Annotated in this window: 12 protein-coding genes and 1 pseudogene; 5 read left to right on the forward strand and 8 right to left on the reverse strand. The window is 71.1% G+C overall.

Annotation, left to right across the window (positions count from 1 at the left end; translation table 11 throughout):
• Positions 1-197: 197 nt before the first annotated feature.
• Positions 198-536, forward strand: a pseudogene (locus tag P3X83_RS40825) (transposase family protein); the annotation flags it as partial.
• 84 nt (positions 537-620) lie between these two features.
• Here P3X83_RS40825 and P3X83_RS40830 read toward each other — a convergent pair.
• Positions 621-2,150 carry an IPT/TIG domain-containing protein gene (locus tag P3X83_RS40830; RefSeq protein ID WP_277310801.1) on the reverse strand — a complete coding sequence of 510 codons (1,530 nt, stop codon included), beginning with the start codon at positions 2,148-2,150 and terminating at the stop codon, positions 621-623.
• 289 nt (positions 2,151-2,439) lie between these two features.
• On the opposite strand from P3X83_RS40830, the gene P3X83_RS40835 reads away from it, so the two are divergent.
• Positions 2,440-3,273, forward strand: coding sequence for a DUF72 domain-containing protein (locus P3X83_RS40835; RefSeq protein WP_277310802.1), 834 nt, complete (start codon positions 2,440-2,442; stop codon positions 3,271-3,273).
• A gap of 216 nt (positions 3,274-3,489) precedes the next feature.
• Entirely contained in the window at positions 3,490-4,527 is a 1,038-nt protein-coding gene (locus tag P3X83_RS40840; RefSeq protein ID WP_277310803.1) for a terpene synthase family protein, read from the forward strand.
• 76 nt (positions 4,528-4,603) lie between these two features.
• On the opposite strand, the gene P3X83_RS40845 is transcribed toward P3X83_RS40840, so the two are convergent.
• The 5 genes from P3X83_RS40845 to P3X83_RS40865 all read right to left on the reverse strand — a co-directional run bounded on the left by P3X83_RS40845 (position 4,604) and on the right by P3X83_RS40865 (position 9,549).
• The gene (locus P3X83_RS40845; RefSeq protein ID WP_277310804.1) at positions 4,604-5,092 is read right to left on the reverse strand and encodes a hypothetical protein; all 489 of its coding nucleotides are present in this window, start codon (positions 5,090-5,092) and stop codon (positions 4,604-4,606) included.
• 53 nt (positions 5,093-5,145) lie between these two features.
• A complete protein-coding gene (locus tag P3X83_RS40850) occupies positions 5,146-5,970 on the reverse strand; it encodes an aldo/keto reductase (protein WP_277310842.1) in 825 nt (274 codons plus the stop codon).
• Between the two features lie 113 nt (positions 5,971-6,083).
• Positions 6,084-7,664, reverse strand: coding sequence for an MDR family MFS transporter (locus tag P3X83_RS40855; protein ID WP_277310805.1), 1,581 nt, complete (start codon positions 7,662-7,664; stop codon positions 6,084-6,086).
• A gap of 114 nt (positions 7,665-7,778) precedes the next feature.
• Positions 7,779-8,396, reverse strand: a complete 618-nt coding sequence (locus P3X83_RS40860) for a TetR family transcriptional regulator (RefSeq protein WP_277310806.1) — start codon at positions 8,394-8,396, stop codon at positions 7,779-7,781.
• Positions 8,397-8,580: 184 nt separating this feature from the next.
• Positions 8,581-9,549, reverse strand: coding sequence for a YafY family protein (locus tag P3X83_RS40865; RefSeq protein ID WP_277310807.1), 969 nt, complete (start codon positions 9,547-9,549; stop codon positions 8,581-8,583).
• Positions 9,550-9,611: 62 nt separating this feature from the next.
• Here P3X83_RS40865 and P3X83_RS40870 point away from each other — a divergent pair, with 62 nt between their 5' ends.
• Positions 9,612-10,976, forward strand: coding sequence for an FAD-binding oxidoreductase (locus tag P3X83_RS40870; RefSeq protein ID WP_277310808.1), 1,365 nt, complete (start codon positions 9,612-9,614; stop codon positions 10,974-10,976).
• 520 nt (positions 10,977-11,496) lie between these two features.
• Positions 11,497-12,093, forward strand: a complete 597-nt coding sequence (locus P3X83_RS40875; protein WP_277310809.1) for an AAA family ATPase — start codon at positions 11,497-11,499, stop codon at positions 12,091-12,093.
• Here P3X83_RS40875 and P3X83_RS40880 read toward each other — a convergent pair.
• The gene (locus P3X83_RS40880; RefSeq protein ID WP_277310810.1) at positions 12,077-13,147 is read right to left on the reverse strand and encodes a HAMP domain-containing sensor histidine kinase; all 1,071 of its coding nucleotides are present in this window, start codon (positions 13,145-13,147) and stop codon (positions 12,077-12,079) included. The genes P3X83_RS40875 and P3X83_RS40880 overlap by 17 nt on opposite strands.
• Positions 13,144-13,818 (reverse strand): response regulator transcription factor, encoded by a 675-nt coding sequence (locus tag P3X83_RS40885; RefSeq protein WP_277310811.1) that lies wholly within the window; start codon positions 13,816-13,818, stop codon positions 13,144-13,146. Before P3X83_RS40885 ends, P3X83_RS40880 begins: the two co-directional genes overlap by 4 nt.

The following is a 13,818-nucleotide window of genomic DNA, read 5'->3' on the forward strand; positions in this document are numbered from 1 at the left end:
CCGGGAAACCGGCGGAAGACAGGCCCCGAGCCCTACCGTCAGGAGACGCCACCGCGCCAGTTCCCGACCCTACATCCCTGTCGGTGGGGGCCTGATCACGTTGTGATCGCGGTTCGCCCGGAGGGCCAGTGACGCAAGAGAGCCCCTGGTAGATGGGTTGATCGACCAAGAACAATCCAACTGAACCAGGGGCCCAGGTGCTGTTCTACCGTGCCGCCGTCGATTTGTCCTCCCACTCCCTCAACTACGTGGCCGGGATCATCCGGCGGCACCGCAAGGCGATCCGCTCGCCATGGCGACGGCTCAACCCCGGCAGACAAGCCCTGCTGGTCCTGGTCCACCTGCGTAAAGGCGAGACCTTCCACATGGCCGGCGCGGGATTCGGCGTGTCGACGACGACCGCATGGCGGCACGTGGAGGAGACGGTGACACTGCTGTCGACGCGTTCCCCCAAGTTCAGACAGGCCGTGAGCAGGGCCCGCGAGGACGGACTGCACCACCTGGTTCTGGACGGCACGCTGATCCGCACCGACCGTAAGGGTCATTATCTGGGCCGTCCGGTTATGCGGGGTCGGCTGCGGGGTGGCTGGTCGGCGGGGCCGCGGCGGCCGAGAACGCCGTCATAACCGAGGGCATGGCTCGTCTTCTTCGTGAGTCCGACGAAGGAGGCAGACATGGCGATTGATCGGTATCCGGCTCGGGTGTCGGGTCCGCTGGCGTCGCACGTGGCGGTGTTCCGGGCCGAGGTGGTCCGGTGGGGATACACGCCGCGGGTCGCGCAGGACAACGCGTATGTGATGGCGCATCTGAGTCGCTGGATGGAGTCGTAGGGTCTGGGCCCTGCGGAGCTGGACGAGCGGCAGTTGGAGCGGTTCGTCGCGGTGCGTCGGGCTGGCGGCTCCCGCCGGTGGCTGACAATCCGGTCGTTGCGGAAGCAGTTGGCGTACCTGCGGGAGGCCAGGGTGATCCCGGAGGCCGGACCGGTGGAGAACCTCTGCCCGGTCGAGTTGGCGCTGCGGCCTTATCTCCTCTACCTGCTGCAAGAACGCCGGTTGGCGGAGAGGACTGCCCGTCAGCGCGTGGACGTGGCTCGCGGGGTCTTGCGGACCTTGATGGCCGGGGACGAGCTGCGGTGGGAGGGGCTGGATTCCGCCGCGGTCATCGCGTTCATCACCGCGGAGTCGAGGCGGTATTCGGCCTCGTCGATGAAGGTCACGACGAGTTCGGTGCGGACGTTGCTGCGTTTCCTGTTCGTCAGCGGGACCGTGGATCGGGACTTGGCTGACGCCGTGCCCTCGGTCGCCAGCTGGCAGATGAGCGCATTGCCCAGGGGCGTGGACACCGACACGGTGAACGCCATGCTGGCCGCCTGCGATCAGGCGACCAAGGTCGGGTGCCGGGCACGTCGCCAGGGAAAGGTGGTCGATCCGGAACCAGGTCGGGCTGTTGGAGGTGTGCAGGATGCTGGTGCCGTTGCGGAGCAGCCGCCGCGAGGTGCTCAGGTACGCGGCGCGGGCGTCGTCGATGTCGCCTTGTTCCCAGAAGTAGTCACGGCGGGTCTTCGTCAGCGCGATCCAGTCGGTGGGGTCGAAGTCCCAGGTGGTCGAACCGTAGGAGGCGCGGTCCCAATAGTCGGCCGCCAGGCCGAATCGGTTGATGAGAGTGTTGCGCAGCGTGGCGCGCTGGGCGGGGGTGTCAGGGTCATGGTCGGTGGGGAAGGTCAGCAGGACCTTCACTCGCTGGTTCTTCTTGTTGGTCTGCGGGCTGCCCCGCTGGGGGCCGTGGAAGAAGCGGGGCGCGCCCCGCGCGGACGGATCGTTGGGGTCCGGCCACGGCAACACCTGAAACTCCCCGCCGTCGGCGGTGAAACCGCCGGTCTCCACGATGATCGGCCCGGTCTCGGTGTGCTCACCGGCCACCACCAGCAGCCGCGTCGCCGACGCTTCGACCACCAGGGCGCGCTCGCCCCCGATGGCGACGAGGTTGTCGTCACGGTCCGGGGCGAACTCCGAACCGGTGATCTCGATGAGCGTGCCCGGCCAGCCTTCCCGGGGCGCCACGTCGTACACCTTCGGCGCGGCGGCGCCGGCGGTGACCAGGTCCCAGCGGATATAGGGCTCTGATCGCCACGAGTGACTCGCGTCTGACATGGAACCGCCTCGGTTCGAGCAGATGATCGCTCTTGCCATGGTCTCCGCCGGGTATGGCGGCGGCGCGAAGGCGCGTGGAGAGTTCGCCCGGTTCCGGTGAGGGTTTGGCGGGCTATCTTCCGGCGACCCCGCCCGACCTGACCGACGCCCAACGGGGACCGTGACGGCCGCGCCTTCGTCGTGGTCCGGGGCGACGCCGGGGGAGGCCCGGTTCCCGGGCGGGGGACGGGATGCCGGGGGGTGCGGGGTTGGATAGCGTCGGGGGATGCGGCTTCATGTGGGATGCGCGATGTGGACTCACACTCCCTGGCAGGGGCGCTTCCTGGCGCATCCGCTGCCTCCGGCGGAGCGGTTGCGCGCGTACGCCTCGTGGTGCGACGCCGTCGAGGGCAACACCACCTTCTACGCGACTCCGGCCAGGAGCACGGTGGAGACCTGGGCGCGGCAGACCGGTGAGGACTTCAGGTTCGTGGTCAAGCTGCCGAAGACGATCACGCATGAGCGCCGCCTGTCCGGGATCGACGAGGAGCTGTCCGCCTTCCTGGGGGCGATCGAGCCGCTGGGGCCGAGGGTGCACGCGCTGTGGGTGCAGTTGCCCGGATCGTTCGGGCCGGGAGACCTCGGGGCGCTGGCCGCTTTCCTGCGCCGGTTGCCGGAGTCGTACAGGTACGCGGTGGAGGTCCGTGACCGGGCGTTCTTCGGCGACGCGTCGGGCGTCGCGGCCGGACGGCTGGAGCGCGTGCTGGGCGCCGCCGGGGCGGAGTGGATCACCTTCGACACCACCACGCTCTTTCGCACCCCGCCGACCAGCGACGCCGAGCGCGACGCGTGGACCAAGAAGCCGAGGGTGCCCCGCCGCACGGTCGCGCTGACCGACCGGCCGATCGTCCGCTACCTGGGACGCGACGCCACCGACCTCACCGTGGAGGGGTGGCGGCACTGGGTCGACGTGGTGGCCGGGTGGCTGCGTGAGGGCCGGTCGCCAACCGTGTTCGTGCACACGCCGGACAACGCCGAGGCGCTGCCGCTCGCCCGCCGCTTCCACGACGAGGTGCGGGCGCTGGTGCCGGAGGTCAAGCCGCTGCCCGATCCGGAGCCCGCCGAGCCGCTGACTCTCTTCTGAGGTACCGAATTCCTTCTTGCGGAATCCGGCTTACCCTCTCATTATGGGCTGAGAAGAAATACGCCTGACATAGCGTGACAAGCTAATTTGTTGGGTGTCTAGGGGGCAATTTGGCGTGCCCGCACGCCCGGTGAGGGAGTGACGAAATTGGTCGTCAGCCACAGCCGAGGCGGGCCCGCGCCATCGCGGATCTTCCCGTTCGGTACCCGGGTCCACGTGCGTGAGATCGACCGCATGCTCAGCTCCTCGTGGCATCCGCTGACCCCGAAGTGGGACGCCTTCGCCGAGGATTGGACCGAGGAACTGCTGGGCGAGCTGTCCGGCGGCGATCGCGCGATCCTGGAGACGACCCTGCGGGACGGGATCTGGTGGGCCTGCGTCTGCTATCCGGCCGCCGACGACACCCGGATGCACGATGTCGCGCGCGCGGCGGTGGCCCATATCGTCCTTGACGACTGTATTTACACGAGCTACCTGACCGACGGCCGGATGGACGAACTGCTCGCCGATTTCGCCGCCGCCGTCAACGACCCGGAAGAGGAGCGGAGCACGTTCATCGGCCGCTTCATGGCGAGCGCCTGGCGCGCGATGTGCCCGCGGATGCCGGACGGCCTGCGGGACCGGCTCGCCGCCGCCACGAACGCCTATGTCCGCAGCACCGCCGTCGAGGTGGAGGCCCGCGCCTCGGGCGAGACCTTCACCCGCGACGAGTACATGGCGATGCGTGAGGGGAGCATGGCCGCCGACGTGGTGCACTACCTGGGCGAGTACTCGATCGACATCGACATGTCGGCCGACATGGAGCGCCTGCCCGAGCTGTTCGCCCAGGTGCGCCGGGTCGGCTGCGCCCACTTCGCCTATGTCAACGACCTGCTCACCTTCCGCAAGGAGTACTGCGACGGCGGCGACTTCCAGCACTCGCTGGTCTACACCGCCGTCACGGACGACGGCCTGACCCTCCAGCAGTCCGTGGACCGCCTGTGCGACCTGATCGAGAAGACCGAGCGCCGCTACCGCGACCTCACCGAGCGGATCCTCGCGGCGACCGAAGGCGAGCAGCGCGAGCGGATGCGCGTCTACCTGCGGCAGGTCGAGCGCGGGCTGGCGGGGTCGCTCGACTACTCCCAGGTCGGCTCCCGGTACCACGGCCAGGGGTTCTCCCGGCTGGAGGGCTTCCGGTTCGTGCCGTCGCGGACCACCGGATGGCTGGAACTCAGCCCCGGCAAGAGCGTCTTCCACGACGCGCCGGTCTGATCGCGGCGCGTCGGCCCGTTCGGCTACGAAGCGTGCGAAGCGGGCGTCGTCGTCCAAGGGTGCCCCTTCTCCGGTGTCACCCCCCAGACGCCTCGGCGGCCGGAACCGTTGAAGTGCGCGACCGCCACCAGGCGAACGCCATCAGCACGGGCACGGCGAGCACCAGCAGCAGGTGCACGGAGTAGGGCCCGTAAACGGGCATTTCGCCTATCGCCGGGTAGGGCACGAGGAAGCCGGCGGCCATGGCCAGGACGGTCGTGGCCAGCGGCGCGAACCAGAGGAAGCGCTGGGACAGGGTGGGGGCGAGGATCATCCGGAGCAGCAGCGCCGCCATGAACAGCAGGGACGAAAGCTGATGCAGGTCCGGGACCAGTGCGCCACCTGTCGTGTCGAACCGTATGCGCAGCTCGGCCTCGTAGGCCGGGTCCATCGGCACGCTCCGTAGCGGCTCGTAGGAGCCGTTGTAGACGACGTACCCGTCCGGTGCGTAGACGAACTCAAGCAGGCCGCCGGTGACCAGGGCGATCGTGAATAAGAGGATCAGCGTGACGTTGACAAAAAGCAAGAATCGCCGCATACGGCATAGTTCACCATGATCTTCCGCCGCAGGCGGGCAGGTCAGCCGAAGGCGTCGGGATCCGGACCGAGGCGCTTGCCGGTTTCGAGGGCGGTGATGGCCGCCATGTCCTCCGCGGACAGCTCGAAGTCGAAGACGTCGATGTTGCCCCGGATGCGGGCGGGCGTCACCGACTTGGGGATCACGATGTCGCCGAGCTGGACGTGCCAGCGCAGCACGACCTGGGCGGGTGACTTGCCGTGCCGTTCGGCGATGGCGGCCACGGCCGGGTCCTTGAGCACCTTGCCCTGGGCGAGCGGGCTCCACGCCTCGGTGGCGATGCCGTGCTCGGCGTGGAACGCGCGCAGCCCGGCCTGCTGGAGCAGCGGGTGCAGCTCGATCTGGTTCACCGCGGGCACGGTGTCGCTCCGCTCGATCAGCCTGGTCAGGTGCGCGGGCTGGAAGTTGGAGACGCCGATCGCCCGGACGCGCCGCTCGCCGAGCAGCCGCTCCAGGGCGCGCCAGGTGTCCAGGTAGAGGTCCTTGCCGGGCGCGGGCCAGTGGATCAGGTAGAGGTCCAGGACGTCGAGGCCGAGCGCGGTCACCGAGGCGTCGAAGGCGCGTAGCGCCGCGTCGTATCCCTGGTCGGTGTTCCACAGCTTGGTGGTGACGAACACGTCCTCGCGCGGCACCCCGGAGGCTGCCAGCCCCCTGCCGACGTCGGCCTCGTTGCCGTAGGCGGCGGCGGTGTCGACGCTGCGGTAACCGGCGTCCAGGGCCGCGACGACCACCTCGGACGTCGTCTCCGAGGGCACCTGGAAGACGCCGAGACCGAGTTGCGGGATGGTGACCCCGTTGTTCAGCGTCACATGGGGTACGCCGGTCATGTTCTCCTCCACAGCCACGCTCATGGGGGAGACGCCGTCATCCTTCCCAAAGGAGACGGCGTTGACCCGTGGGAGGTCCTCCCGCCGGTGCGGCGGGAGGACCTGGGGACGGGTCAGTGGCTGCCGGCGGCGGCGCGCTCCTTGGCCAGCCGCTCCTCGCCGGACAGCGTGTTGAGCGGCTTCTCCTTGATGAAGAGCACGGCCAGCAGAGCCAGGGCGGTGAGCGGGACGCCGATCAGGAACAGCTCGGCGGTGCCCGTGGCGTACACGTCCTGGATGATCGCCTTCACCGGTGCGGGCAGCGTGGCGATGTTCGGCACGGCCGCCGTCTCGCCCGACCCGGTGCCCGGCAGCATCGGCAGCCGCTCGGCCATCAGGTCGGTGATGCGGGTGGCGAGCACCGCGCCCAGCGCGCTGACGCCGACCGCGCCGCCCATGCTGCGGAAGAAGGTGAGCACCGAGGTGGTGACGCCCAGCTCGCTCGCGGGCACGTCGTTCTGCGCGGCCAGCACCAGGTTCTGCATGAGCATGCCGACGCCGATGCCGAGGACGGCCATGTAGACCATCAGCACCGGGACGCCGGTCTCCCCGCCGATCGTGCTGAGCAGGCCCATCCCGGCCAGCATGATCACGCCGCCCGCGACCAGGAAGCCCTTCCAGCGGCCCCACTTGGTGATGAGCTGCCCGGCCACCGTGGAGGAGACCAGCAGGCCGAACACCATCGGCAGGCTCATCAGGCCCGCGACGGTCGGCGACTTGCCCAGCGCGATCTGGAAGTACTGCGAGAGGAAGACGGTGCCGCCGAACATGGCCACGCCGACCAGCACGCTCGCCACGGTGGCCAGGGTGACCGTCCGGTTCCTGAACAGGCTGAGCGGGATGATCGGCTCGGCCGCCCGCGACTCCACGAACAGCGCCAGCGCCAGCACCGCCAGGCCGCCGCCGACCAGGCCGACGGTCCACAGCGAGGCCCACTCGAACTGGTGCCCGGCCAGCGACGACCAGATCAGCAGTGTGCTCACGCCGACGGTGATCAGGAACGCGCCCAGGTAGTCCACCTTGACCTGCTTGCGCTCCACGGGCAGCTTCAGCGTCCGCTGCAGCAGCACGATCGCGATGAGTGTGAACGGCACGCCGATCAGGAAGCACCAGCGCCAGCCGAGCCAGGAGGTGTCCACGAGCACGCCGCCGATGAGCGGGCCCGCGACGGTGCCGACGCCGAACACGGCGCCGAAGATCCCGGCGTAACGGCCCAGCTCACGCGGCGGGATCATGGCGGCCATCACGATCATGGCGAGGGCCGACATGCCGCCCGCGCCGACGCCCTGCACGACGCGGCTGACGATCAGGATCTCCACGTTGGGCGTCAGGCCCGCGATCAGCGAACCGGCCACGAAGAGGCTCAGGGAGAGCTGGATGAGCAGTTTCTTGCTGTAGAGGTCGGCCATCTTGCCCCAGATCGGGACCGTGGCGGTCATGGCCAGCAGCTCGGCGGTGACGATCCAGGTGTAGACGGTCTGCGAGCCGTGCAGGTCGGCGATGATCGTCGGCAGTGCGTTGGCCACGATGGTCGAGGCCAGGATGGACACGAACATGCCCACCATCAGCCCGGACAGTGCCTGGAGGACCTTTCTCCGGGGGATGGGACCGGTGGCGGCGTCCGCTTGACCGGGTTGGGCGTCAGTGGTCGTCATTCTTCCTTCTCTTGTCTCTCGGGGCTGTGCGCGCTCACGGCAGGGCGCACCCCGGGCCCGTGACCGACGGGCACGGGTGGGTCGGGAGGTCGGAGGTCGGGGAGCCGGGAGCGGTCAGGGGTCGGGAAGACCCGCCGCGACCTTGTCGAAGGCGTCGTCGAGCAGGGCCGGCAGGCTGGACTCGCCGCCTGCGGCGCTCCACCGCAGCATGGCGACCCGGAAGGTCGTCAGGGCGACCGCGGTGACCAGCTCGGCGTAGCCGTGGTCGTCCGGTCCGGGCAGGGGGCCGGCGCCGAGCCGCTCGCGTATGGCGGCGATCAGCTCGCGCTCGGTCTCGACCCCTCCCGCGTGCAGCTTGGCCAGCAGCGCGGGATTCCGCTCGAAGACCCGCAGCCGGAGCAGCCACTCCTCGCGCCGCTCCTGCATCCGCGCGCCCGTCTCCCGCAGCACCAGGCGCATCGCGCCGAGCACCGGCAGGTCGCCGGGAGCGGCGACCAGATTCTTGGCCAGCTCGGCGGCGGCGACCGGATCGCGGCCGATGAGGGCGTCCTCCTTGGACGGGAAGTAGTTGAAGAACGTCCGGTAGGAGACGTCGACGGCCGCCGCGATGTCCTCTACCGTCACTCCGGCGAGCCCCCGTTCGGCCACCAGCCGGAGCGCGGCGCGTTCCAGCGCCGCCCGGGTTTCGAGCTTCTTGCGGTCCCTCCGCCCGAGTTCCTCACTGCTTTCCACGAAGGGCACAACGGGCGAAGCCCGGCAAAAATTTCACGATGCGCAAACTTTCATCCTGTGCAGCCAGGTGATTTGGGTCACAGCCCCTCCGGCCTGGGCCGGAGCGAGAGAAGGGCGGGGCGAAAGAAGGGCCGGGGCGTCCCCCCGCACTGGGGACGCCCCGGCCTCTGGGGGAGGAGAGCGGTCAAGGCGCCAGTCTGGCCGCCAGGTCGCGCAGGCGCCGGGTGATCTCGTCCGTGGTCTGGAGAGTGAACTCCGCGCCGAGGGCGGCCACGGCGGCGATGTACTGCACGACCAGTTCGGGGGAGTCGGCGGTCAGCCGGATCGCGCACTCGCCGGGGCCGTGGTCCTCGATCTCGCCGGGGATGCCGGCGAACACCCGGGCGCGCACCTGGTCGGCGGGCAGGCGGACGGTCATCCGGGCCGTGTGGCGGTAGGTCGCCTCGGCGAAGGAACGGGTCAGATAGTCGGCGGCGTCGCGGGCGGGCAGGTCCCGTGGGTCGAAGCGGTGGTGGGTCGGACGGGGCTCGGCGATCCGGTCCACGCGGAACGTGCGCCAGTCCTCGCGCCCGGGGTCGTAGGCGAGCAGGTACCACCGGCCGTGCGCGGAGACCAGGTTGTACGGCTCGACGCGCCGTTCCTCGCTCCCCTCCCGCCTGCGGTAGGAGAAGGTCAGGACGCGCCGGTCACGGCAGACGGACGCCAATACGGCGAGCGTCGCCGGATCGGCCGGATGGGCGTGCCGGTACGGCACCGCCTCCGTCACGCCGCCCATCGCCGCGAGCCGGGGCCGCAACCGCGCCGGGAGGACCTGCTCCAGCTTGGCCAGCGCCCGCATGGAGCTCTCCTCGATCCCGGCCACGCTCCCGCCCGCCGACGTCACCAGCCCGACCGCCACCGCCACCGCCTCCTCGTCGTCGAGCAGCAGCGGCGGCAGGTTCCTGCCCGAGATCAGCCGGTAGCCTCCGGCGGTGCCCGTGGTGCCCTCGACCGGGTAGTCCAGGGCCCGCAGCCGCTCCACGTCGCGGCGCACCGTCCGCACCGTGACGCCGAGGCGGTCGGCCAGTTCGGCCCCCGGCCACTCGCGTCTGCTCTGCAGCAGGGACAGCAGCCGCAGCAGCCGTCCTGGCATGTCCTTGCGCGTCGAGTCCACGCGACCAGATTGCCTCACATCAAGGACAAGTTATGTCCTAAGGGGCTCCTAGGTTGGGTCGCATGAGCGAACTCAAGGGAACCGAAGGGCCGGTCTACACGCCGGAGAGCGTGGAGTACGACGAGCAGCGCGGCGGCTACCAGCGGGTCACGGCGCACCGGCCCGCGCTGGTGGTGGCGGCGACCGGCGCAGAGGACGTCCGGGCCGCCGTCGAGCACGCCGCGCGGGAAGGGCTCCGGGTCGCGGTCCAGGCCGGCGGGCACGGGCTCGGCGAGCCGCTGGAGGGCGGTGTCCTGATCAGCACCCGGCGCATGTCGGGCGTCCGGGTGGACCCCGTGGCGGGCACCGCGTGGGTCGAGGCGGGGGCGAGCTGGGGGCGCGTGATCGAGGCGGCGGCCCCGCACGGGCTGGCGCCGCTGTCGGGCAGCTCGCCGGGGGTGGGGGCGGTGCCGTACACGCTGGGCGGCGGCGTCGGGCTGATGGCCAGGCGGTACGGCTTCGCCGCCGACCACGTCCGCCGCCTCACCGTCGTGACGGCCGACGGGCGGATCAGGGACGTGACGCCGGACACCGAGCCCGGCCTGTTCTGGGCGCTGCGCGGCGGGGGCGGGGCCTTCGGCGTGGTCACCGGCATGGAGATCGGCCTGGTGCCGGTGGAGCGCCTGTACGGCGGCGGCCTGTACTTCGACGTCGAGCGGGTGCCGGGCGTCCTGACGGCTTGGCACCGGTGGACGGCCACCGTGCCCGAGGAGACGACCTCGGCCGTGGCCCTGCTGCCCATGCCGGACCTGCCGATGATCCCCGAGCCGCTGCGCGGGCGGTACGTCGCGCAGATCCAGATCGCCCACCTGGGCGCCGAGGAGGAGGGACGGCGGCTGACCGAGCCGCTGCGCGCCCTCGGCCCGGCGCTGCGCGACACGCTGCGGGAGCTGCCCTACACCGAGTCGGCGACGATCTTCGACGAGCCGGACCACCCGCACGCCTACCTGTCGCGGAACCGCCTGCTGCGCGACCTCGACCCGGACACCCTGGCCACGCTGCTCGCGACGACCGGGCCGTCCGCGCCGGTGATGACGGTCGTGCAGTTCCGCCACCTCGGCGGCGCGCTGGCCCGCCCGCCGCGCGTCCCGAACGCGATCGGTCACCGGGGCGCGGCGCGGTACTCGCTTAACGTGCTCTCACCGGTCGAGCCCGGCGGCGAGGAGTCCGCCCGCGCCGCGCACCGCGCCGCCGTCGCGCCGTTCGAGCGCGAGGCGGTCGGCACGCTGCTGAATTTCAGTTATGGGCCCCTTGACAAGGACACCGTGCGGTCGGCGTTCGAACCCGGCGACCATGAGCGCCTGGCCCGGCTGAAGGCCCGTCTCGATCCGCGTGATCTGCTGCACGGCGCGTGGCCGATCGGGTCCGTTCAGGAAAGCCGCGGGTAATTGGTATGTCATCCAGTGTTGTCCAGAGATTTCGGTCGGAATTTCCATGGCGGGCCGTCGGCTCCGAAACCGGCGAGGGGCATCCCGCGCCGGTATGAGCCGGCGTTCGGGGGCGCGCGGCCGGCCGGTCCCGGACAGGTGATCAGTGCGGTCGATTGCCAGGTCGGCATCCTGCCGGGGCCGCCGACCGGCCCCGGCGGGTGATCACGATGGCACACGCCGTGGATGGGAGGGTGCTATGGATTGTTGCGGGCTAGATCGGTATTGAGTGGTATGGCGAGCCGCTGACCGGCCCGGATCCCGGATTCTCATTCCAGGTGGCTCAACCCATTGGTTAACGGGGCTTTCCGGGGCCCGCACCGGATAGCTAGGATTCTTCACTGCCGCCTGACTAATGTTTACAGCGTGTTTTCACACGCCTCCCACTTGTCCCGCACGTCCCCCCGGGTGCACGCGAAGGGAAGCGATGAAGACGAGGAAGAGCTCCGGCCGACCTGGATCGACCTAAGCGGATCGCGTCATGAGGATCACCGGCATAATCCTCTGTGGCCCGCCCGCCAGCGGCAAGAGCACCGTCACCGGCGCGCTGCACGAACTCGACCCCCGATTCGTGCTGGCCCGCAGCCTCGTGGTCGGCGACGACCACGCCGACGACCACGACCAGGTCACCCACGAGCAGGTCGAGCGACTGCGCGCGGCAGGGCGCATCATCGCCGACACCCGCCGTGACGGCAACCGCTACGTCATCGACCGCCATCCCATCGAGCACATCGCCCAGGCCGGGCTCGTCCCCGTGGTCCACGTGGGCTCCTCTCGCGACGTCGAGGGGCTGTCCGTGATGGGCGAATGGGTGCGGGTCCTGCTGGTCACGCCCCCGGAGATCCGCCGCGAGCGGCTGCGGCGCAGGGCCGACGACGCCGGCGGCCCGCGGCTCCGGGGCCGGCAGGACGCCGTGGGGGCGGTCCCGCCGGCCGCGGACCTCCGGTTCCACCTCCGGATCGCCACCAACGTCACCCCGGCCGAGCACGCCGCCCGCGAGATCGCCGACGCGTTCGTCGCGGCCAGCAGGCTCGCCCGGCGGCGGGTCGCGGTGGGTCCGGTCAGCGGCGCAGGGTGAGCCGGAACGCGCATCCGCCCCCCTCGGGGGCGGACAGCGTGAGATCGCCCCCGTGGGCGAGCGCGACCTGACGCGCGATCGGCAGGCCGAGCCCGGTGCCCGGCACGTCGCGCCGTCCGCGCCAGAAGCGCTCGAAGACGTGCTCACGCTCGGCGACGGGAATGCCCGGCCCGTGGTCGGTCACCACGACCTCGGCCGTCCCGCCGTCCACCGCCACGGTGATCTCCACGCCCGACCCCCCGGGCGCGTACCTGATCGCGTTGTCCAGCAGGTTGGCCAGCGCGCGGGAGACGGTCGGCTCGTCCACCGAGCACACCGCGTCGTCCGGCCCCGCCACGGTGACGGTGATCCCCTTCCTGGCCGCCAGTACCCCGGCCTGCTCGGTCACGTCCCGCGCCAGCGCCACCAGGTCGGCCGGACGCCGCTCGACGGCACGGGCCCGCGTGCGCGCGTCGGTCAACAACTGGTCGAGCGTCGTGCGGAGCCGCTCCGCCGCCGTCAGCGACCGCACCAGCCCCTCCCGGTAGACCTCGACGGTCGGATCCGGGTGGGCCAGCAGCACCTCCGCGTTGGCCATCAGCACCGACAGCGGGACCCGCAGCTCGTGGCTGGTCTCGTCGATCAGCCGCCACTGCGCCGCGGCGGCCCGCTCCAGCCGGTCGAGCATCGCGTCGAAGCTCGCCGCCAGCGCCATCGCCTCGGCCGGTCCCCTCGCCAGCGCGATGCGGCGGCCCAGGTCTGTGTCCCCGGTGCCCCCGGTGCCGCCGATCTCGTCGGCCGTCGCCCGGACCCGCTCGATCGGGGCGGTCGCCCGCGCGGCCCACCACCAGGACAGCCCGGCGGCGGCCGGGGCGAGGCCCACGATGGTCCAGGTCAGCGCCGGCGACCTGTGCGTGGACTCGGATGTGGTGTTCCGCCCGTCCACGACGCTCGTCTCGACCGTCTCGACCTCGGTCACCAGGACCACGCCGAACAGCAGCAGGGCGGGCAGGTAGATGGCCAGGAAGCCGAGCACGGCCAGGCGGATCCGCAGCGAGCCCAGAAGGCGCGTCACGGCGCGGGCCGTCCGAGCCGATAGCCGGAGCCGGTGACGGTGGCGATCAGCGGCGGGTCGCCGAGCTTGCGCCGCAACCGGCTGAGGATGACCCGCACCGACGCGGTGAACGGGTTGGCGTGCGCGTCCCACACGTGTTCCAGCAGGTCCTCGGCGGACAGCAGCTCGCCGGGGTGGTGCATGAAGTAGCGCAGCAGGGCGTACTCGCGCGCGGTGAGGTCCAGCTCCGCGCCGGAGCGCCAGGCCCGGTGGGCGGCCAGGTCGAGGGTCAGCTCCCCGGCCCGCAGCAGCGTGCCGTGGTCGTCGGCGCGGCGGGCCAGGGCCCGCAGCCGGGCCACCAGCTCGCTGAAGTGGAACGGCTTGACCAGGTAGTCGTCGGCCCCGGCGTCGAGCCCGGCCACCCGGTCGGCGACCGCGTCGCGGGCGGTCAGCACCAGCGTGCGACGGGGCCGTCGCAGCTCGCCGTCCGTGCCCAGGCGCCGCACCAGGTCGAGGCCGTCGCCGTCGGGCAGGCCCAGGTCGAAGCAGGCGACGTCGTAGGCGGTGGTGCGCAGCGCCTCCTCCGCCGCGCGGCAGGTCGCCGCCAGATCGACCGCGTACGACTCGTTGCGCAGGCCGAGGGCGACGATTCCGGCGAGGTCGGGGTCGTCCTCGATGAGCAGGATCCGCAC

It is taken from the genome of Spongiactinospora sp. TRM90649 (assembly GCF_029382225.1).
Classification (GTDB): domain Bacteria; phylum Actinomycetota; class Actinomycetes; order Streptosporangiales; family Streptosporangiaceae; genus Spongiactinospora.

Coding starts and splice junctions, on each gene's coding strand:
- P3X83_RS40830 (WP_277310801.1), bottom strand. CDS start 2,150: ATGTCAGACGCGAGTCACTCGTGGCGATCAGAGCCCTATATCCGCTGG.
- P3X83_RS40835 (WP_277310802.1), top strand. CDS start 2,440: ATGTGGACTCACACTCCCTGGCAGGGGCGCTTCCTGGCGCATCCGCTG.
- P3X83_RS40850 (WP_277310842.1), bottom strand. CDS start 5,970: ATGACCGGCGTACCCCATGTGACGCTGAACAACGGGGTCACCATCCCG.
- P3X83_RS40855 (WP_277310805.1), bottom strand. CDS start 7,664: ATGACGACCACTGACGCCCAACCCGGTCAAGCGGACGCCGCCACCGGT.
- P3X83_RS40870 (WP_277310808.1), top strand. CDS start 9,612: ATGAGCGAACTCAAGGGAACCGAAGGGCCGGTCTACACGCCGGAGAGC.
- P3X83_RS40875 (WP_277310809.1), top strand. CDS start 11,497: ATGAGGATCACCGGCATAATCCTCTGTGGCCCGCCCGCCAGCGGCAAG.